We start from the raw sequence: 20,760 nt of genomic DNA on the forward strand, positions 1-20,760 counted from the left end.
TCTGTGCCGGGGTCGTGCCGGGGTACGCCGCCGGGTCTCGGGCGTCGGCAATTGCGCGATTGTGGCCGGCCCGCGGTTTGTGGCCCGCGGCCCCGGGGTTCGCGGCCCGCGGCCCGCGGCCCGCGGCCCGCGGACCGCGGACCGTGGTCCGCGGACCGGCTGACCGGGTGACGGACGAGCGATGAGGGTCGTCGCGCTGCACGTCGCGCCGGAGCGGCACGCCCCGATGGAGGAGCGGGCCGCGATCGAGGTCGTCGCCGGCCGCGGGGTCGTGGGCGACCGGTGGTTCGGCACCAGGCACCGGCACGTCTCGGTGCAGTCCGCCGAGGCGCTCGCCGAGGCCGCTGCCGACCTCGGCCGGCCCGTCCCGCCGAGCGCCACGCGGCGTACGGTCACGGTGTCGGGGCTCGACGTCCCCACCGAGCCCGGCGCCCGCCTGCTGGTCGGCGGGGAGGGCGGCGTGCTGCTCGAGGTGGTCCGCGTCGCCGCGCCCTGCCGGATCATGGAAACCTCGATGGGACCCGGGGGAGCGGCGGCCCTGCGTCGTCGCGGCGGCTCGATCCTCCGCGCGCTCTCCTCCGGCACGATCCGCGTCGGTGATCCTGTGGTGCTTGTGTGACTGGTGAGGCGGACGGGATCGGCGGCATCCCACGTTCACTTGGGATGCTGACGCTTCTCGGGCGTCGCGATGGCCGGGGAGCGGCTAAGAAGGCCGAGAAGTGAGCCCGCGGGAGGCCGGCCCGTAGGTCTTGCAGACCTCTTGAGGGAACGTCGGGGATGAGCCCGGGGGTGCCTTGATCTGCGCTCGGCAGAGTTCGGGTCATCAAGGAAAACCCCGTCGGAGAGACCGGCGGCCCCTCCCCGAAAGGCTCCTCCCGATGACGAACACCACCGCCGCCCGCACCTCCCGCAAGAACCGCAAGACCGCCGTCAAGCTCGTCGCCTCGGTCGCGCTCGTCGCGGGCGCCGCCTCCGTTGCCGGCCTCGGCACCTTCGGTGCCTTCACCTCCACCACCTCCGCCTCGGAGTCGGTCGCGGCCGGCACCATCAAGCTCGGAGAGGGCACCTCCACCCAGGGCCCCTCGATCGCTGCCGCCGGCCTGGTCCCCGGCGACACCGTCGAGCGCGACATCGTCCTGACCCGCGGTGAGAACGACGAGAAGTTCGGCACCGTGTCGCTCACGACGACCGCCGCGACCAGCAACCTGCTCGCCACCGACGTCACCAACGGCCTGCAGATCAAAATCGACGAGTGCTCGACCGCGTGGACCAAGGTCGACACCAAGCGCGACAACGGCAAGCTCCAGTGCGCCGGCACCACCACCTCGGTCCTCGCCTCCCGCCCGGTCGTCGGCGCGAACCTCCCGCTGGACCAGGCGACCGTGACGCTGAACGACGCCAAGGTCTCCAACCTCCGCGTGACACTCACGTTCCCCGAGGCCGCCGACAACGACTTCAAGAGCCTGGCCAACTCGATCAAGCTGACCTTCGACGCCACCCAGCGCGCCGCCGAGAGCCGCTGACCACCGCCTAGAGCCGCTGACAGCCGCTGACAGCCGCTGACCTGCTCCCACCCGCGCGCCACCGATTCCGGCCGTCTCCGGCGGCCGGAATATCGTGGCGCGTCCGGGCGCTGAGCCCGTGGTCGAGGGAAGCAGGAGCGGGTGGCGGACGAGCACGGACAGCAGGGCCGAGGGTCGACCAGCGCGGGGTTCCGCGTGCTGTGGGTGGCGATCAAGCGCGAGCCCTGGATCTTCACCGTCTCCACCCTCGGCAGCGTCCTCTTCGGGGCGCTGACCGTCGCCGACGCCTGGGTCCTCGGCTGGTCGACCGACCACGTCGTCCTGCCGGCCTTCGAGACCGGTGAGGTCGGCGCCGACATGCTGCTGGCCGTCCTCGGCCTCTTCCTCGGCGTCGCGATCCTCCGGGCGGTCGGCATCGTCGCGCGGCGCCTCGGCGCCGGCGTGATGCAGTACCGGATGCAGGCCCACACCCGCCGCGCCGTCACCCGGCAGTACCTCACCCTCCCCATGGAGTGGCACCAGCGACACCCGACCGGCCAGCTGCTCTCCAACGCCAACTCCGACGTCGAGGCCGCCTGGGGCCCGATCGCGCCGCTGCCGATGGCCGTCGGCACCGTGGCGATGATGGTCATCGCGATCGTGCAGATGCTCCTCGCCGACGTCGTCCTGGCCCTGGTGGGCCTCACGATCTTCCCGGTCGTCATCGCGGTCAACGTCGCCTACCAGCGCCTCGCGCAAGGCTGGATGACCCGCGCCCAGCAGCTGCGCGCCGAGGTCAGCGAGATCGCGCACGAGTCCTTCGACGGGGCGATGGTCGTCAAGACCCTCGGCCGCGAGCCGGAGGAGACCGAGCGCTTCGGCTCCCGCGCCCGCGAGCTGCGCGACGTCAACATCAAGGCCGGCCGGATCCGCGCGGCCTTCGACCCGACCCTGGCGGCGCTGCCGAACATCGGCGTGCTGGTGGTCCTCGCGGTCGGCGTCTCGCGCGTCCTCAGCGGCGCCACCGACGCCGGCGCCGTCGTGACCGTCGCCTACCTGCTCACCATCGTCTCCTTCCCGATCCGCTCGATCGGCTGGCTGCTCGGCGAGTTCCCGCGCAGCGTCGTGGGCTACCGCCGGGTGCGGGGCGTGCTCGACGCCACCGGGGAGATGCCGTACGGCGACCGCACCGCGGCCGCCCCGGCCGGCGCGCGCGGCGCGTCCCTGGCGGTCGAGGGGCTGGCCTACTCCTACGAGCCCGGCCGCCGGCTGCTCGACGGGGTCGACCTGGCCGTCGCCCCCGGCCGCACGGTGGCGGTCGTCGGCGCGACCGCGTCGGGCAAGAGCACGCTGACCATGCTGCTCAGCCGCCTCGTCGACCCCGACGCCGGGCGGATCCTCCTCGACGGCACCGACCTGCGCGACCTGGCCCGCGGCGAGCTGGCCGAGGCGGTCGCGAGCGTCCCGCAGACGCCGTTCCTCTTCGACGACACCGTCCGCGGCAACGTCACCCTCGGCGCCGACGTCACCGACGACGAGGTCTGGGCCGCATTGAGGGCCGCGCAGGCCGACGGCTTCGTCGCCGCCCTGGCGCACGGGCTCGACACCCGGCTGGGGGAGCGCGGCACGTCGCTCTCGGGCGGCCAGCGCCAGCGGATCTCGCTGGCCCGCGCGCTCGTGCGCCGGCCGCGGCTGCTCGTCCTCGACGACGCAACCTCGGCGGTGGACCCGGAGGTCGAGGCGCGGATCCTCGCCGCGCTGCGCGACGAGACCGGCGCGGGACCGACGCTGGTCGTCGTGGCCTACCGCAAGGCGACGATCGCGCTGGCCGACCAGGTCGTCCACCTCCAGGGCGGCCGGATCGTCGACCGCGGCACCCACGCGGAGCTGCTGCGGCGCAGCCCGTCCTACGCCCACCTGGTCAACGCCTACGAGACCGAGCACGACGAGACGCACGACGACCAGGGGGTGAACGCATGAGCACGGCGATGGACTCCGGCGAGGAGATCGGCGCGATCCGGACCCTGCGCCGCGGCGTGCACTTCTCACCCGAGCTCAAGGAGGGCATCGGCGGCACGCTCGCGCTGGCCGTGCTCGCCTCGGCCGGCCAGGTCGTCGTACCCATCGCGGTGCAGCAGGTGCTCGATCGCGGCGTCAACGGTCCCGGCGGGCCGGACGTGTCGTTCACGGTGTGGGCCGGCGTCATCGCCGCGCTCGCGATCGTGGTGACCAGCTTCGCGTCGTACCGCATGACCACCCGGCTCTTCACCTCCGCCGAGCGCGGCCTGGCCACGCTGCGGACCAAGGCGTTCCGCCACGTCCACGACCTGCCGCTGCTCACCCAGAACACCGAGCGCCGTGGGGCGCTGGTCTCCCGCGTCACCAGCGACGTCGACCAGGTCAGCCAGTTCCTCGTCTTCGGCGGCCTGCTGTTCGTGGTCAGCGTGGGGCAGGTGCTCGTCGCGACCGTCGTGATGGTCGTCTACAGCTGGCAGCTCGCGCTGGTCGTGTGGCTGTGCTTCGCGCCGCTGTTCCTGTCGTTGCGCTACTTCCAGCGCAAGCTCTCCGACGCCTACGGCACCGTACGTCGCCAGGTCGGCCTGATGCTCTCGGCCGTGTCCGAGCCGGTCGTCGGGGCGGCCGTCGTGCGGTCCTACGCCGTCGAGCACCGGACCCAGCGGCGCATCGACGAGGCGATCGACGCGCACAAGGCGGCCAGCACCCGGGCGCAGGGCTTCACGGCGTTCTCCTTCTCCCTCGGGGGCGTCTCCGCCGGCCTGGCCAACGCGGGCGTGCTGATCGTCGGCATCTGGCTCGGCCAGGGGCGGCTGTGGGGCGGTGACATCACCGCCGGCCAGGTGCTCGCGTTCGCGTTCCTCGTGACGCTGTTCGTCGGTCCGGTGCAGATGGGCACGCAGATCCTCACCGACGCCCAGAACGCGATCGCCGGCTGGCGCCGCGTCATCGGCATCCTCGAGACCCCGGCCGACCTGGTCGACCCCGGGGAGGCGGGCGCCGTGCTGCCGCGGGGGCCGATCGACGTGCGGTTCGAGCACGTGTCCTTCGCCTACCCCGGCGGTCCGCTGGTGCTGCGCGACGTCGACCTCGCGATCAGCTCCGGCACCCGGGTCGCGGTCGTCGGCGAGACCGGCTCCGGCAAGTCGACGGTCGCCAAGCTGCTGACCCGGTTGATGGACCCCTCCGAGGGGCGCGTGCTGCTCGACGGCATCGACGTGCGCGACATCGGCTCGGCGTCCCTGCGGCGCAGCGTGGTGCTCGTGCCGCAGGAGGGCTTCCTCTTCGACGACACCCTGGCCGCGAACGTCCGCTACGGGCGCCTCGACGCCACCGACGACGACATCCGTGCGAGCGCGGAGGAGCTCGGCCTGGGCGACTGGCTCGGCGGCCTGCCGCGCGGCATCGAGACGCAGGTCGGCCAGCGCGGCGAGTCGCTCTCGGCGGGGGAGCGCCAGCTCGTGGCGCTGCTGCGCGCGCACCTGGCCGACCCGGACCTGCTGGTGCTCGACGAGGCGACGAGCGCCGTCGACCCGGCCCTCGAGATGCGCATCGGCCGCGCGCTGGAGCGGCTGATGAACGGCCGCACCTCCGTCACCATCGCCCACCGGCTCTCCACCGCCGAGAACGCCGACGAGGTCGTCGTCGTCGACCGTGGTCAGGTCGTCCAGCGCGGTCCGCACGCCGCGCTGGTCGCGGAGGAGGGCGGCGTGTACGCCGGCCTGCACTCGTCCTGGGTCGCCCAGCAGGGCCGCTGACGGGCACCCCAGGACGACATGGCCCGGTCGGACTAGTGCCTCCGGGTGGTTTTACCTTCGCCGTCCCCGGGCCCGTGACAGGCCCCCGACGGCGTCGTTGGAGGGTCGCTGCCCCTGCCCCCTGGGGTATCACTCCCGCCACGAGAGGTGACCCATGCCCTCCACCCCGTCCACCCGCCTGCGCGGCGGGCCGCTCGCGGTCCTGCTGACCGCGCTGGCCCTCGTGCTCGGCGCGCTGAGCGCCGGACCGGCCGCCGCGGCGACCGAGTTCGAGTTCTCCGGAATCGTCACCGACCCTCTCAGCGGTCCGCTGAGCGGGGTGACCGTGACCGCGACTCGCACCGGCTCCACGACGCCGGTGACGGCGACCAGCGGCCAGGACGGCCGCTACCGGCTCACCTTGCCGGAGGGCAGCTACCAGGTCAGCTACGCGAAGACCGACTACGTCACCGAGTGGTGGGCGGACAAGCCGTCCGCTGCGACCGCGACCGCCGTCACCGGGCAGGACACCGCCGCGGACGTGTCGCTCGACCGCAGCACCGCGCCGATCACCGGCACGGTGCGCTCGTCCCAGGCCGGCACGCCGCCGATCGAGGGCGTCACGGTGACCGTCCAGCGCCGGAGCGTGACGGCCGACGGTCCCGAGTACGCCGTCGTCGGCACGGACACCACGAAGGCGAACGGTTCCTTCTCCGTTCCGGTGCGGTGGGGCGACGGCTATGTCGTCGGCTTCACCGGGGCGACGGCGTTCCAGGACGAGTGGTACGACGGCAAGTCCTCGAAGGACGCCGCCACGTCGCTGACCGTCGCGGCCCGCACGGGCCGATCCCTGGGCACCATCGACCTCGACCGGGCCAACCGGGAGGCGGGCATCGCAGGCACGGTCGCCACGTCCGCGGGCCGACCGATCGACGACGCAACGGTCGAGGTCTTCTCCTTCCGGGTGGACGGTGACGGCCAGCAGATCTGGGCGGAGGTCGCAGAGGCCTCCACGGCGCCCGACGGCACCTACTCCCTCGACGGGCTGACCCCCGGGACCTATCGGGTGAAGTTCTCCAAGGCCGGCCACACCGACCTGGTCCACGGCGGCGGCCGACAGGTGGACGAGGGCTCGGACCTCAAGCTCGCCGACGGCGAGCAGCGCACCGGCGTCGACGCCACGCTCGCCCTGCCCGGTCGGGTGACCGGCCGCCTGGTCAACAGCGACGGCACGCCGCACGCCGCCCAGCCCACCACGGTGACGTTCCTGCGCGAGCTCCGGACCCGCGAGCCCGAGACGAACGTGATCCGTACCGCCTGGATCGGAGCCGGCTCTGCGACCACCGACACGAACGGCTACTACGAGCTCGCCCTGCCGGCCGGCACCTACCGCGCCAAGGTCACCCTGCCCGGCCTGGGCGAGGGCTTCCTGCCGGGCCTGGTCGGCCTGGACCGGGCCGCCGACGTCGTCGTGACGGCCGAGAAGGTCACCGCCGTGCCGGCCCGCACGATCGCGGTCAGCACGCTCTCCGGTGCGGTCCGCAACCAGCAGGGCACAGGCGTGAGCGGCGTGGACATCGCCGCATACTACCGGCTCGTCACCGACATCCGCGACGGCGTCGCCATCACCACCGACGTCGCCAACCCCGTCGCGCGGGCGACGACGGCGGCCGACGGCACGTACGCCATGCGCGTTGCGCACCGGTCCTACCGGGTCGCCGCCTCCGGGCGCGTCAACGGCCAGGACTACACCGTCTACTGGCCGAGCGCCGGGACCCGAGAGGCTGCGACCGACGTGCCCGTCACCGGCGCGACCCGCGACATCAACTTCGTCGTCAGCCGCTCCCAGGTGCAGAACCTCGTGCCGCCGTGGATCGCCGGCGGCGCCAAGGGCGGCTCCACGCTGACCGCCCGCAAGGGCAGCTGGACGCCGGGCACGACGCTTGCGGTGCAGTGGCTGGCCAACGGCTCGCCGATCAGCGGCGCGACCGGCGACACCTACACGCCCTCCATGTTCACCTCGGGTGTGCGTTACGCGATCCGGGTCACTGCCACCCAGGCAGGCCTCGAGCCGTTGACGCTCACCTCGCAGGAGACCGGTCCGAGCGCCGGCTTCCTGAGCTCTGCGGCGTTCGAGAACCGGCTCGTGCCGGTCGTGCTCGGCACCCCGGCGACCGGCTCGACGCTCACCGCGAGCAACGGCGAGTGGAGCACCACGCCGACCGCGTTCGCCTACCAGTGGACCGCCGACGGGACCGACATCGCCGGCGCGACGGCGAAGACGTTCGACCCGACCGAGGCGCAGGTCGGCCGCCGGATCGCGGTCGAGGTCACGGCGACCGGCGGCGGCACGGCGACGGCCACCTCGGCCGCCACCCCGCCCGTCACGCGCGCCGCGATCACCAACCGCGTGCTGCCCACCGTCACGGGCACCCCCCGCGAGGGCGAGAAGCTCACCACCACCGGTGGCACGTGGTCGGTCGACGGCCCGACGCTGGCCTACCAGTGGCTCGCCGACGGCACGCCGATCGCCGGCGCGACCACCGGCGAGCTGCTGCTCGGCGCCGCCCAGGTCGGCAAGCAGGTCTCGGTGCGGGTCACCGCCACCAAGACCGGCCTCACCGCGGGCAGCGCGGAGTCCGCCCGGACCGCCGCGGTGGTCGCCGACCTTGACGAGCTCGTCAACACGGCACGGCCGACGATCACGGGTACGCCGGTCGTCGGCGGCACGCTCGTCGCCTCGGCCGGCACCTGGACGCCGGCGCCGGCATCGGTGACCTACCAGTGGCGGGCCGACGGCACCCCGATCGCGGGCGCGACCGGCGCGTCGTACTCCCCGACGAGCGCGGTCCTCGGCCGGCAGCTCACCGTCGTCGTGACCGCCCGCCGCGTCGGCCACCAGGACGCCACCGCCACCTCGCTGCCCACCGCCGCCGTGGCGGACAGGCCGGTCACCGTCGTCGGCGGCCCGACGGTCAGGGGCAAGGCACGGGTGGGCGCCCTGCTGGTCGCCGACGCCGGGTCCTCGGTCCCGGGCGACGCGACCGCGACGTACCAGTGGCTCCGCGACGGCCGCGCCATCGCCGGCGCGACCGGCGGGACCTACCGGGTCACCACCGACGACCTCGGCCGGCGGATCGGCGTCCGGGTGACCTACACCCACCCGACCCGCGCGACGACCCAGCGCACCGCCTCCCTCGGCGCGCTGGTCAAGGCGACGCCGCGGCTGCGGCTGGCGAAGAACGCGAACGGCCGCAAGGCGGTGCTGCGGCTCGTCGTCACCGCCACCGGGGCCGACCCGACCGGTCGCGTCCGGGTGCTCGAGCGGGGCCGCGTGGTCGCCACCGGGCGGCTCCAGGACGGCCGGGTCCGCCTGGTCGTCAAGAAGCTGACCGACGGGATGCACGCCTTCACCGTCAAGTACGCCGGTGACCGGCTGACGGCGTCCGGCCAGAGAAAGGTCCGGGTGAGCATCCCCGGCTGAGGCGGAGGCTGGGTCGCAGGCCCGCGCGATGTCGGAGGCCGGGGACGGACCGGGGATACTGAGCAGGTGAGCTCCCTGGCCCCCGACATCGCCGACCGCCTCAAGCGCACCGCCGACGGGCTGGTGCCGGCGGTGGTGCAGCAGCACGACACCGGTGAGGTGCTGATGCTGGGCTGGATGGACGACGAGGCGCTGCACCGCACGCTGACCACCGGGCGCGCGACGTACTGGTCGCGCTCGCGCCAGGAGTACTGGCTCAAGGGCGAGACCTCCGGCCACGTGCAGTGGGTCAAGGAGGTCCGCCTCGACTGCGACGGCGACACCCTGCTGGTGAAGGTCGACCAGGAGGGCGCCGCCTGCCACACCGGCGACCGCACCTGCTTCGACGCGGTGGAGCTGCGGACCCGTGGCTGACCAGCGCCCGCGCCGTACCTTCGGCCCCGTCGTCCTCGCCGGGCTGGCCGGCGCGACCCTGGCCGCCGTCGGCGGGAGCCGCTCCTGGGCCGAGGCCGAGGCGGGTGGCGGGGTCGCCGCCTCCGTCGCCGGCTACGCGGCCGGCGACACCGGCGAGATGCCGGCCGCCACCGCGCTCGCGCTCGTGGTGCTGGCCTGCTGGGGCGTGGTGCTGGTGACCCGGCGCCGCGTGCGCCGCGCGGTCGCCCTGCTCGGGGCGGTCGCCGCGGTCGGGCTCGTCGTGGCGGTCGTCGTCGGCTGGTCCTCCACCGTCGACGACGCGCGCGCGGCGTACGCCGCCGCGGAACCCGCCCCCGAGATCGGCCGCACCGCGTGGTCCTGGGCCACCGCGCTCGGCTCGCTCGTCACGCTCGCCGCCTCGGTCGCCGCCGTGCGGTTCGTCCCTGCTTGGCCCGAGATGGGCAGCCGCTACGACGCGCCGGCCGGCGGGCCGGCGGCCGCTCCGGGGCCGGTCGCGCCGGAGGACGCCACCAACATCGACCTGTGGAAGGCGATGGACGAGGGGCGCGACCCGACGGCCTGAGCGTGCGCCCCGTGTCGCTAGGATCGGGGCGTCACCACGACCCACCATCGAGGAGTCCAAGCATGTCTAGTGCCAACCACGGCAACACCCCCGCGGCCTGGACCGCCGTCGTGGTCGCCCTGCTCGGCTTCGTGGTCGGCGGCGTCGGGCTGATGCTCGACCCGGTCAGCTTCGTGGTGTTCTGGATCGGCGTCGCGATGGTCGTGGGCGCTCTGGTCCTCTTCGTCGCCATGGACAAGATGGGCTTCAACGAGTGACCTCGCGGTGACCCGACCGTGGCGCCGCCCGGCGCCCGGGGTCACCGTCGGCGGCACCGCCGCCACCCGAACCACCTCCTGAGGAGCAGCCGTGTCCGTGCTCGACGACATCGTCGACGGGGTCCGTGCCGACCTCGCCGAGCGCGAGGCGGCCCTGCCCCTCGCCGACGTGCGGGCGAGCCTCGCCGACGTGGACCCGCCGCGCGACCCGATGCCGCACTTCCGTGCGCCCGGCTCGAGCGTCATCGCCGAGGTCAAGCGGCGCAGCCCCAGCAAGGGCGACCTCGCCGACATCCCGGACCCCGCCGTGCTGGCGGGGGAGTACGCCGCCGGCGGGGCCGCCGCGATCAGCGTGCTGACCGAGCAGCGCCGCTTCGGCGGCAGCCTGGCCGACCTGCGCGCGGTCCGGGCCGCCGTCGACGTACCGCTCCTGCGCAAGGACTTCATCGTCTCGACCTACCAGCTCGTCGAGGCCCGCGCCGCCGGCGCCGACCTGGCGCTGCTGATCGTGGCCGCGCTGCCGGGCGACGAGCTGCGTCGCCTCCACGACGAGGCCCGCGAGCTGGGGTTGACCGTGCTCGTCGAGGTGCACGACGAGCTCGAGACCGAGCGCGCGGTCGAGCTCGGCGCCGAGCTGATCGGCGTCAACGCGCGCAACCTCAAGACGCTGGAGATCCACGCCGACACCTTCGGACGGCTCGCGCCGCTGGTGCCGGAGGATCGGGTCAAGGTGGCCGAGTCGGGGATCTTCTCCCCGGCCGACGTCGAGCGGTTCGTGGGCGAGGGCGCCCGCGCGGTGCTGGTCGGCGAGGCGCTGGTCAAGGACGGCGACCCGCAGGCCGCGGTGCGCGCGATGACAGGAGTGGGCGCATGACGACCGAGGTGGACCGCACGACGAGCTACGACGCCGACGACCGCGGCTGGTTCGGCGGTCCCGAGCACGGCTGGGGCGGACGCTTCATGCCCGAGGCCCTGGTCGCCGCGCTCGACGAGCTCACCGAGGCCTGGCACGACGCGATGGCCGACTCGTCCTTCGTCGCGGAGTTCGACGCGATCCTGCGTGACTACGCCGGCATGCCCAGCCCGCTCTACCACGCCGAGCGGCTCAGCCGGCAGGTCGGCGCCCGGATCCTGCTCAAGCGCGAGGACCTCAACCACACCGGCGCCCACAAGATCCGCAACGTGCTCGGCCAGGCGCTGCTGACCAAGCGGATGGGCAAGACCCGCGTCATCGCCGAGACCGGTGCCGGCCAGCACGGCGTCGCCAGCGCGACCGCGGCTGCCTACTTCGGCCTGGACTGCACCGTCTACATGGGCGCGGTCGACACCAGGCGCCAGGCGCTCAACGTCGCGCGGATGCACCTGCTCGGCGCCACGGTGGTGCCCGTCGAGTCCGGCAGCGCCACCCTCAAGGACGCCATCAACGAGGCGCTGCGCGACTGGGTCGCCAGCGTCGACCACACGGCGTACCTCTTCGGGACCGCCGCCGGCCCGCACCCGTTCCCGAGCCTGGTCCGCGACTTCACCCGCGGCATCGGCGACGAGGCGCGCGCCCAGTGCCTGGAGAAGTACGGCGTGCTGCCGGACGCCGTCGCCGCGTGCGTCGGTGGCGGGTCGAACGCGATCGGGCTGTTCACCGCCTTCCTCGACGACGAGGGCGTCGCGATCCACGGCTTCGAGCCCGGCGGCGAGGGCGTCGACACCCCCCGCCACGCGGCTACGATCCACGCGGGCGAGAAGGGCGTGCTCCACGGCGCGCGCACCTACGTCCTGCAGGACGCCGACGGCCAGACCATCGAGTCGCACTCGATCTCGGCGGGCCTGGACTACCCGGGCGTCGGGCCGCAGCACGCCCACCTCGCGGCGACCGGCCGGGCGACGTACACCCCGGTCACCGACGCCGAGGCCATGGAGGCGATGGCCCTGCTCAGCCGCACCGAGGGGATCATCCCGGCGATCGAGTCGGCCCACGCGATCGCGGGCGCGATGCGCGTCGCGCGCGAGCTGGCCGAGGAGAAGGGTCCGGACGCGACCGTGCTGGTCAACCTCTCCGGCCGGGGCGACAAGGACATGGGGACCGCGATCGAGTGGTTCGGCCTGGGCCGCACCGAGGCGGAGATCTCCGACGACGTGACCGAGGAGCCCGTGGGATGAGCGGCACGACGACGGCGACCGCGTTCGCGACGGCGCGTGCCGAGGGCCGGGCGGCGCTGGTCGGCTACCTCCCCGCCGGCTACCCCGACGTGGCCGGCGGCATCGACGCGCTGCGCACGCTGGTCGACGCCGGCTGCGACGTCATCGAGATCGGCCTGCCCTACAGCGACCCGGTCATGGACGGCCCGACCATCCAGGCCGCGGCGCAGGCCGCGCTCGAGGGGGGTGTCCGCACCGCCGACGTGCTGCGCACCGTCGAGGCCGTCGCCGCCACCGGCACGCCAACGCTGGTGATGACCTACTGGAACCCGGTCGAGCGCTACGGGGTGCCGCGGTTCGCCGCGGACCTCGCGAGCGCCGGGGGAGCGGGGCTGATCACCCCCGACCTCACGCCCGACAGCGCCCCGGAGTGGATCGCCGCCGCCGACGAGCACGGCCTGGACAAGGTCTTCCTGGTCGCGCCGTCGTCGACCGACGAGCGGATCGCGATGACCACCGCGGCCTGCCGCGGGTTCGTCTACGCCACCGGGATCATGGGCGTCACGGGCACCACCCAGACCACCGCCGCCGGCGTCGCGCCGCTGGTCGCCCGCACCCGCGCGCTCAGCCCTGAGGGCTCCGACCTCCCGGTCGGCGTGGGCGTGGGGGTCAGCACCGGCGACCAGGCCGCCGACCTCGCCGAGCACGTCGACGGCGTCATCGTCGGCTCGGCGTTCGTGCGCCGCCTGCTCGACCACGCCGACGACCGCCCGGCGGGTCTGCGGGCACTGGCAGCCCTGGCCGAGGAGCTCGCATCGGGGGTCCGGCGTGGCTAGGTCGGACCGGCGACGGTCCACCGTCCGCGCCTCGGTGGCCGCCGCGCTCGCCGCGGTCCTGCTCGCCGGGTGTGGCAGCGGGACCACCGGGAGCAGCGGCGGCGGGGACGACGACGACTTCACCGGCAGCGTCGTCGAGCCGCCGTTCGAGGTGGCAGCGACGCCGCTGACCGACACCGAGGGCGAGCCGTTCTCCCTGGCCGACGACACCGACGCGCGGCTGACGCTCGTCTTCTTCGGCTACACCCAGTGCCCCGACATCTGCCCGATGGTGATGCAGACGCTGACCTCCGGGCTCAACCGGCTCAGCGACGAGGAGCGCGAGCAGGTCGAGGTCGTCTTCGTGACGACCGACCCCGCGACCGACTCCGCCGGGGTGCTGCGCGACTACCTCGACCGGTTCGACCCGGCGTACGTCGGCGTGCGCAGCGACCTCGACACGACCGCGACCGTCGCGGAGTCGGTCGGCGTGTTCGTCGCCGACGGCGAGGAGCTGGAGTCCGGGGGCTACGACCTCGGCAGCCACGGCACCTACGTGATCGCCGTCGACGGCAACGACGAGGCGCCGATGTTCTGGCGGCAGGACACCTCCGCCGCGCAGTTCAGCTCCGACATCTCGGCCCTGCTGGGGGACGCGTGAGCGCGGACCTGGTCGCCGGCCTGGTCGCGCTGAGCATCCCGAGCCCCAGCGAGGGCACGTGGTACCTCGGTCCCGTGCCGCTGCGCGGCTACGCGCTCGCGATCATCCTCGGCATCGTCGTGGCGGTCTGGCTCTCCGAGCGCCGCTGGGTCGCCCGTGGCGGCACGCCCGGCGACATCCAGGACCTCGCGATCTGGGGAGTGCCCTTCGGCCTGGTCGGCGGCCGGCTCTACCACGTCGCCACCGACAGCGGCCGCTACTTCGGCGAGGGCAACAACCCCGTCACCGCGCTCTACATCTGGCGCGGCGGCCTGGGGGTCTGGGGCGCGATCGCGCTCGGCGCCCTCGGCGTCTACATCGGCGCCCGGCTCAAGGGCATCAAGCTGTTGCCGGTCCTGGACGCGATCGCCCCGACCGTGCTGGTCGCGCAGGCGATCGGCCGCTGGGGCAACTGGTTCAACCAGGAGCTGTTCGGCGGGCCGACCGACCTGCCGTGGGCGCTGGAGATCGACCCCGCGCACCGGCCCCCGGGCTACCTCGATCAGGCGACCTTCCACCCGACGTTCCTCTACGAGTGCCTGTGGAACCTCGCGGCGTTCGCCGTCGTCATCTGGCTCGACCGTCGGCTGCGGCTGGGCCACGGCCGGGTCGCCGCGCTTTATGTGATGGCCTACACGCTCGGCCGCGGCTGGATCGAGATGCTGCGCATCGACGACGTCGAGCTCTCCGACGTCGGCGGCCTGCGCTTCAACGTGTGGACCTCGATCGTGCTGTTCGTGCTCGCGGCGGCGTACTTCGCCTGGGCCACGCGCCGGCACCCGGGCCGGGAGACCAGCGTCCACACCGACGGACGTGAGGTCCGCGACGTCCGCGACGCCGTCGAGTCGTGACTTCGGGTCGCAACACGGTGGTAACCTGACGGCTCCGCGTGGGCCAACGTCGTCCCTGCACCTTTCTCAGCTCCTCGGGCCGATCCGGTCCGACCCGCTGAACCCTGCATGTGCCGACCAGCCGGCCGCCTCGTCCCGGAGCCTCCTCACCGAGCCTCCGTGCGGGGACCGGCTCGACGACGGGAGAACCCAGTGCCCTACTCGCACGCGTTCCCGCCGCCCCAAGGGCTCTACGACCCCAGCCACGAGCACGACGCGTGCGGTGTGGCCTTCGTCGCGAACCTCTCAGGCGTCGCCAGCCACGAGATCGTCCGCCAGGGCGTGACCGCGCTCCTCAACCTCGACCACCGCGGAGCCGCGGGCGCCGAGACCAACTCCGGCGACGGCGCCGGCATTCTCATCCAGGTCCCCGACGCGTTCCTGCGCGAGGTCGTGGACTTCGAGCTCCCCGGGCGGGGTGCGTACGCCGTGGGCACGGCGTTCCTGCCCGGCGACGAGGAGGCCGTGGCCGCCACGCGCCGCCGCGTCGAGGAGCTCGCCGACGAGGAGGGCCTGGAGGTCCTCGGCTGGCGCGAGGTGCCGGTCGACCCCTCGCCGCTGGGCCAGACCGCGCTCGGCGTCATGCCGTCCTTCGCGCAGCTCTTCGTCGCCGGCAAGGGCTCGCGCCTGACCGGTCTCGGCCTGGAGCGGATGGCCTTCTGCCTGCGCAAGCGCGCCGAGCGGGAGACCGACGTCTACTTCCCCTCGCTGTCCTCGCGGACCCTCGTCTACAAGGGCATGCTCACGCCGGCCCAGCTCGACGAGGTCTTCCCCGACCTGCGCGACGAGCGCGTGACCTCGGCGATGGCCGTGGTCCACTCGCGGTTCTCGACCAACACGTTCCCGAGCTGGCCGCTCTCGCACCCGTTCCGCTACATCGCGCACAACGGCGAGATCAACACCGTCATGGGCAACCGGAACTGGATGCGCGCCCGCGAGGCGCTGCTGCAGTCCGACCTGATCCCCGGCGACCTCGAGCGGCTCTACCCGATCTGCACCCCGGGCGCCTCGGACTCCGCGTCCTTCGACGAGGTGCTCGAGCTGCTGCACATGGGCGGCCGGTCGCTGCCGCACTCGGTGCTGATGATGATCCCCGAGGCGTGGGAGAACCACGGCGAGATGGACCCCCAGCGCCGGGCGTTCTACGAGTTCCACTCCGCGATGATGGAGCCCTGGGACGGCCCCGCCTGCGTCGTCTTCACCGACGGCTCGCAGATCGGCGCCGTGCTCGACCGCAACGGCCTGCGCCCCTCGCGCTACTGGGTCACCGACGACGGCCTCGTCGTGCTGGCCTCCGAGGTCGGCGTGCTCGACATCGACCCCGCGAAGGTCGTCCGCAAGGGCCGGCTCCAGCCGGGCCGGATGTTCCTCGTCGACACCGACGAGCACCGCATCATCGAGGACGAGGAGATCAAGGCCGAGCTGGCCGCGGAGCACCCCTACGAGGAGTGGCTGCACGCCGGGCTCGTCCACCTCGACGACATCCCCGAGCGCGAGCACATCGTGCACACGCACGCCTCGGTGACCCGTCGCCAGCAGGTCTTCGGCTACTCCCAGGAGGAGCTGCGGGTCATCCTGTCGCCGATGGCGAACACCGGTGCCGAGCCGATCGGCTCGATGGGCACCGACACCCCGATCGCGGCGCTCAGCGAGAAGCCGCGGCTGTTGTTCGACTACTTCAACCAGCTCTTCGCGCAGGTCACGAACCCGCCGCTGGACGCCATCCGCGAGGAGCTCGTCACCTCGCTCAACGGCACCATCGGCCCGGAGTCGAACCTGCTCGAGCCGCAGCCGGCCTCGTGCCGGCAGGTCGTGCTGCCGTTCCCGGTCATCTCCAACGACGACCTGGCCAAGATCCGCCACATCAACCGCGACGGCGACATGCCGGGCTTCGTCACCCACGTCTCCCGCGGCCTCTACGAGGTCGAGGGCGGCGGCGCGGCGCTCGCCCGCCGGATCGACGAGATCTGCGGCGAGGTCAGCAAGGCCATCGCCGAGGGCGCGCGGATCATCGTGCTCTCCGACCGGCACTCGACCGCCGAGCTCGCACCGATCCCGTCGCTGCTGCTCACCGGCGCCGTCCACCACCACCTGGTGCGCGAGAAGACCCGCACCCAGGTCGGCCTGCTCGTCGAGGCCGGTGACGTCCGCGAGGTCCACCACGTCGCCCTGCTCGTCGGGTACGGCGCAGCCGCGGTCAACCCCTACCTCGCCATGGAGTCGGTCGAGGACCTCGCCCGCGACGGCTACTACGTCAAGGCCGACCCCGAGGTCGCGGTCAAGAACCTGGTCAAGGCGCTCGGCAAGGGCGTGCTCAAGGTGATGTCCAAGATGGGCGTCTCCACCGTGGCCTCCTACACCGGCGCGCAGATCTTCGAGGCGGTCGGGCTCTCCTCGGCGGTCGTGGACCAGTACTTCACCGGCACGACCTCCAAGCTCGGCGGCATCGAGCTCGAGACCATCGCCGAGGAGGTCGCCCGGCGCCACGCCACGGCGTACCCCCGCGGCGGGATCTCGCCCACGCACCGCGAGCTGGAGACGGGCGGCGAGTACCAGTGGCGCCGTGACGGCGAGCCGCACCTGTTCGACCCCGAGACCGTCTTCCGCCTGCAGCACTCCACGCGCGCGGGCCGCTACGACGTGTTCAAGCAGTACACCGAGCGCGTCGACGAGCAGTCGGCACGCCTGATGACGCTGCGCGGGCTCTTCCGGTTCAAGGGCGCGGAGATCACCGGCCGCGACCCGATCCCGGTCGAGGAGGTCGAGCCGGTCGAGTCGATCGTCAAGCGGTTCTCCACCGGCGCGATGTCGTACGGCTCGATCAGCCAGGAGGCGCACGAGACCCTCGCGATCGCCATGAACCGGCTCGGCGGCAAGTCGAACACCGGTGAGGGCGGCGAGGACCCCGAGCGGCTCTACGACCCCGAGCGGCGCAGCGCGATCAAGCAGGTCGCCTCCGGCCGCTTCGGCGTGACCGCGGAGTACCTCACGAACGCCGACGACATCCAGATCAAGATGGCGCAGGGCGCGAAGCCCGGCGAGGGCGGCCAGCTGCCCGGCCACAAGGTCTACCCGTGGGTGGCCAAGACCCGGCACTCCACGCCGGGCGTGGGCCTGATCAGCCCGCCGCCGCACCACGACATCTACTCGATCGAGGACCTGGCGCAGCTGATCCACGACCTCAAGAACGCCAACCCCGCGGCCCGCGTCCACGTGAAGCTGGTCTCGGAGATGGGCGTTGGCACGGTCGCGACCGGTGTCTCCAAGGCGCACGCCGACGTCGTGCTGATCTCCGGCAACGACGGCGGCACCGGCGCCTCGCCGCTCACCTCCCTCAAGCACGCGGGTGGTCCGTGGGAGCTCGGCCTGGCCGAGACCCAGCAGACGCTGCTGCTCAACAACCTGCGCGACCGGATCGTCGTGCAGGCCGACGGCCAGCTCAAGACCGGTCGCGACGTCGTCGTGGCCGCGCTGCTGGGCGCCGAGGAGTTCGGCTTCGCCACCGCGCCGCTGGTGGTCTCGGGCTGCATCATGATGCGCGTCTGCCACCTCGACACCTGCCCGGTCGGCGTCGCGACGCAGAACCCGGTGCTGCGAGAGCGCTTCAACGGCAAGGCCGAGTACGTCGTGAACTTCTTCGAGTTCATCGCCCAGGAGGTGCGCGAGTACCTCGCCGAGCTCGGCTTCCGCAGCATTGACGAGGCCGTCGGCCGCGTCGACACCCTCGACGTCGCCGCGGCGGTCAACCACTGGAAGGCCGCCGGCCTGGACCTCACCCCGGTCCTGCACGTGCCGGAGCTGCCCGAGGGCGCCGCGCTGCGCAACACCACCGGCCAGGACCACGGGCTGGAGAAGGCGCTCGACGTCACCACGCTCGTCCCGCTGGCCGAGGCCGCGCTCGAGCGCGGCGAGCCGGTGCGCGCGCAGGTCGAGATCCGCAACGTCAACCGCACCGTCGGCACCATCCTCGGTCACGAGGTCACCAAGCGGTACGGCGGCGCCGGGCTGCCCGAGGGCACGATCGACCTCACCTTCACCGGCTCGGCCGGCCAGTCCTTCGGCGCGTTCGTGCCGAAGGGGATGACGCTGCGGCTGGAGGGCGACGCCAACGACTACGTCGGCAAGGGCCTCTCCGGTGGCCGCATCGTCGTGCGTCCCGACCGGTCGGCGCCGTTCCGCTCCGAGGAGCAGGTCATCGCCGGCAACACGATCGGCTACGGCGCCACGTCGGGCCGGATCTTCCTGCGCGGTGGGGTCGGCGAGCGCTTCTGCGTCCGCAACTCCGGCGCCTGGGCGGTCACCGAGGGCGTGGGCGACCACGCCTGCGAGTACATGACCGGCGGGCGCGTCGTCGTCCTCGGTGCCACCGGCCGCAACTTCGCCGCCGGCATGTCCGGGGGCGTGGCCTGGGTCCTCGACCTCGACCCGAAGCGGGTCAACGCCGAGCTCGTCGAGCTGTCGCCGGTCACCGGCGAGGCCGCGGCCGAGCTGGAGCAGCTGGTGCGCGAGCACCAGGAGGAGACCGGCTCGGAGGTCGCCGCCGCGCTGCTGGCCGACTGGCCCGCCGCGCTCGAGCGCTTCACCGAGGTCATGCCGAGCGACTACCGCAAGGTCCTCGAGGCGAAGGCGAAGGCCGAGGCCGAGGGACTGGACGAGAACGAGACCGCCAACGCGATGATGGGAGCCCTCCATGGCTGACCCCAAGGGATTCCTGAAGGAGGGTCGCGAGGTCGCGACCCGGCGCCCCGTCGAGGAGCGCGTCCAGGACTGGAACGAGGTCTACCCGGGTTCGGCGGGTCGCGCGCTGCTGCCGATCATCGGGCCGCAGGCGAGCCGGTGCATGGACTGCGGCATCCCGTTCTGCCACCAGGGCTGCCCGCTGGGCAACCTGATCCCGGAGTGGAACGACCTGGTCTGGCGCGACGACTGGGACGACGCGATCGACCGGCTGCACGCGACCAACAACTTCCCGGAGTTCACCGGCCGGCTCTGCCCCGCCCCGTGCGAGACGGCCTGCGTCCTGGGCATCAACCAGGACCCGGTGACGATCAAGAACATCGAGGTCACGATCGCCGACCGCGCGTTCGACTCCGGGTACGTCCGGCCGCAGCCGCCGGAGTGGCTCTCGGGCCGCACCGTCGCGGTCATCGGCTCGGGCCCGGCGGGTCTCGCCGCCGCGCAGCAGCTCACCCGCGCCGGGCACACCGTCGCGGTCTACGAGCGGGCCGACAAGATCGGCGGGCTGATGCGCTACGGCATCCCCGAGTTCAAGATGGAGAAGAAGTACCTCGACCGGCGCCTCGACCAGATGCGCCGCGAGGGCACCGTCTTCCGGGCCGGCGTCGAGGTCGGCAGCGAGCAGCTGACCGCAGAGATGCTGCGGGAGCGGTACGACGCCGTCGTCATCGCCATCGGCTCGACCGTCCCGCGCGACCTCCAGGCCACCGGCCGCGAGCTCGGCGGGATCCACCAGGCGATGGAGTTCCTCCCGCAGGCCAACCGGGCTGCGCTGGGGGAGACCGTCGAGGGCCAGATCACCGCGACCGGCAAGCACGTCGTCATCATCGGCGGCGGCGACACGGGCGCGGACTGCCTCGGGACCTCCACCCGCCAGGGCGCGGCCTCGGTCACGCAGCTGGAGATCATGCCCGAGCCGCCGGAGACCCGGCCCGCGGGACAGCCGTGGCCGACGTACCCGATGACCTTCCGCGTCTCCTCGGCCCACGAGGAGGGCGGCGAGCGGGTGTACGCCGTGTCGACGAAGGAGTTCCTCGGCGACGAGGGCGGCAACGTCCGCGCGCTGAAGCTGGTCGACGTGAAGTTCGAGGGCGGCAAGCTGGTCGAGATCGAGGGCACCGAGCGGGAGATCCCGGCCGAGCTGGTGCTCTTCGCGATGGGCTTCACCGGTCCGGAGCGGCCCGGCCTGGTCGAGCAGCTCGGCGTCGACCTCGACGAGCGCGGCAACGTCGCTCGCGACTCCGGCTACCAGTCGTCGGTGCCCGGCGTCTTCGTCGCCGGCGACGCGGGCCGCGGGCAGTCGCTCATCGTGTGGGCGATCGCCGAGGGTCGCGCCGCGGCCGCCTCGGTCGACACCTACCTGACCGGGAAGACGGCCCTGCCGGCACCGGTCAAGCCGACCGACCGCCCCCTGATGGTCTGACCGAGCTCTGACCAGCGACCGGCCTGCGCCCTACTCGGGTGCAGGCCGGTCCTGTGCTCGACCGCGCCGG

At 73.1% G+C, this 20,760-nt stretch carries 15 protein-coding genes; all 15 read left to right on the forward strand.

Going from position 1 to position 20,760, the window contains the following annotated elements; genetic code table 11:
• Positions 1–181: 181 nt before the first annotated feature.
• The 15 genes from H7344_RS00705 (at position 182) to H7344_RS00775 (ending at position 20,690) form a co-directional block, all read left to right on the forward strand.
• The gene (locus tag H7344_RS00705; RefSeq protein WP_186344111.1) at positions 182–619 is read left to right on the forward strand and encodes an MOSC domain-containing protein; all 438 of its coding nucleotides are present in this window, start codon (positions 182–184) and stop codon (positions 617–619) included.
• 259 nt (positions 620–878) lie between these two features.
• On the forward strand, positions 879–1,523 hold the full coding sequence (locus H7344_RS00710) for a TasA family protein (RefSeq protein ID WP_186344112.1): 645 nt from the start codon (positions 879–881) through the stop codon (positions 1,521–1,523).
• 141 nt (positions 1,524–1,664) lie between these two features.
• Positions 1,665–3,482, forward strand: coding sequence for an ABC transporter ATP-binding protein (locus tag H7344_RS00715; RefSeq protein ID WP_186344113.1), 1,818 nt, complete (start codon positions 1,665–1,667; stop codon positions 3,480–3,482).
• The gene (locus H7344_RS00720; RefSeq protein WP_186344114.1) at positions 3,479–5,275 is read left to right on the forward strand and encodes an ABC transporter ATP-binding protein; all 1,797 of its coding nucleotides are present in this window, start codon (positions 3,479–3,481) and stop codon (positions 5,273–5,275) included. The genes H7344_RS00715 and H7344_RS00720 overlap by 4 nt, the downstream gene beginning before the upstream one ends.
• Before the next feature lie 154 nt (positions 5,276–5,429).
• A complete protein-coding gene (locus H7344_RS00725) occupies positions 5,430–8,738 on the forward strand; it encodes a carboxypeptidase regulatory-like domain-containing protein (protein WP_186344115.1) in 3,309 nt (1,102 codons plus the stop codon).
• A 66-nt stretch (positions 8,739–8,804) separates the two neighbouring features.
• The gene (gene hisI, locus H7344_RS00730; protein WP_186344116.1) at positions 8,805–9,152 is read left to right on the forward strand and encodes a phosphoribosyl-AMP cyclohydrolase; all 348 of its coding nucleotides are present in this window, start codon (positions 8,805–8,807) and stop codon (positions 9,150–9,152) included.
• A complete protein-coding gene (locus H7344_RS00735) occupies positions 9,145–9,735 on the forward strand; it encodes a Trp biosynthesis-associated membrane protein (RefSeq protein WP_186344117.1) in 591 nt (196 codons plus the stop codon). The genes hisI and H7344_RS00735 overlap by 8 nt, the downstream gene beginning before the upstream one ends.
• A 62-nt stretch (positions 9,736–9,797) precedes the next feature.
• Complete coding sequence (locus tag H7344_RS00740) at positions 9,798–9,992, forward strand: HGxxPAAW family protein (protein ID WP_186344118.1); 195 nt, start codon at positions 9,798–9,800, stop codon at positions 9,990–9,992.
• Positions 9,993–10,083: 91 nt separating this feature from the next.
• Positions 10,084–10,866 carry an indole-3-glycerol phosphate synthase TrpC gene (gene trpC / locus H7344_RS00745; RefSeq protein ID WP_186344119.1) on the forward strand — a complete coding sequence of 261 codons (783 nt, stop codon included), beginning with the start codon at positions 10,084–10,086 and terminating at the stop codon, positions 10,864–10,866.
• Complete coding sequence (trpB, locus tag H7344_RS00750; protein WP_186344120.1) at positions 10,863–12,146, forward strand: tryptophan synthase subunit beta; 1,284 nt, start codon at positions 10,863–10,865, stop codon at positions 12,144–12,146. The genes trpC and trpB overlap by 4 nt, the downstream gene beginning before the upstream one ends.
• Positions 12,143–12,961: a tryptophan synthase subunit alpha gene (gene trpA / locus H7344_RS00755; protein WP_186344121.1), complete on the forward strand. Its 819-nt coding sequence runs from the start codon at positions 12,143–12,145 to the stop codon at positions 12,959–12,961. Before trpB ends, trpA begins: the two co-directional genes overlap by 4 nt.
• Positions 12,954–13,601 (forward strand): SCO family protein, encoded by a 648-nt coding sequence (locus tag H7344_RS00760; RefSeq protein ID WP_186344122.1) that lies wholly within the window; start codon positions 12,954–12,956, stop codon positions 13,599–13,601. The genes trpA and H7344_RS00760 overlap by 8 nt, the downstream gene beginning before the upstream one ends.
• Complete coding sequence (gene lgt / locus H7344_RS00765; protein ID WP_229706828.1) at positions 13,598–14,491, forward strand: prolipoprotein diacylglyceryl transferase; 894 nt, start codon at positions 13,598–13,600, stop codon at positions 14,489–14,491. Before H7344_RS00760 ends, lgt begins: the two co-directional genes overlap by 4 nt.
• Before the next feature lie 192 nt (positions 14,492–14,683).
• A complete protein-coding gene (gltB, locus tag H7344_RS00770; protein WP_229706827.1) occupies positions 14,684–19,228 on the forward strand; it encodes a glutamate synthase large subunit in 4,545 nt (1,514 codons plus the stop codon).
• On the forward strand, positions 19,221–20,690 hold the full coding sequence (locus tag H7344_RS00775) for a glutamate synthase subunit beta (protein ID WP_186344124.1): 1,470 nt from the start codon (positions 19,221–19,223) through the stop codon (positions 20,688–20,690). The genes gltB and H7344_RS00775 overlap by 8 nt, the downstream gene beginning before the upstream one ends.
• The last annotated feature ends 70 nt before the right edge of the window (positions 20,691–20,760 follow it).

It is taken from the genome of Nocardioides deserti (assembly GCF_014266025.1).
In the GTDB taxonomy this organism is placed as follows: Bacteria; Actinomycetota; Actinomycetes; order Propionibacteriales; family Nocardioidaceae; genus Nocardioides; species Nocardioides deserti.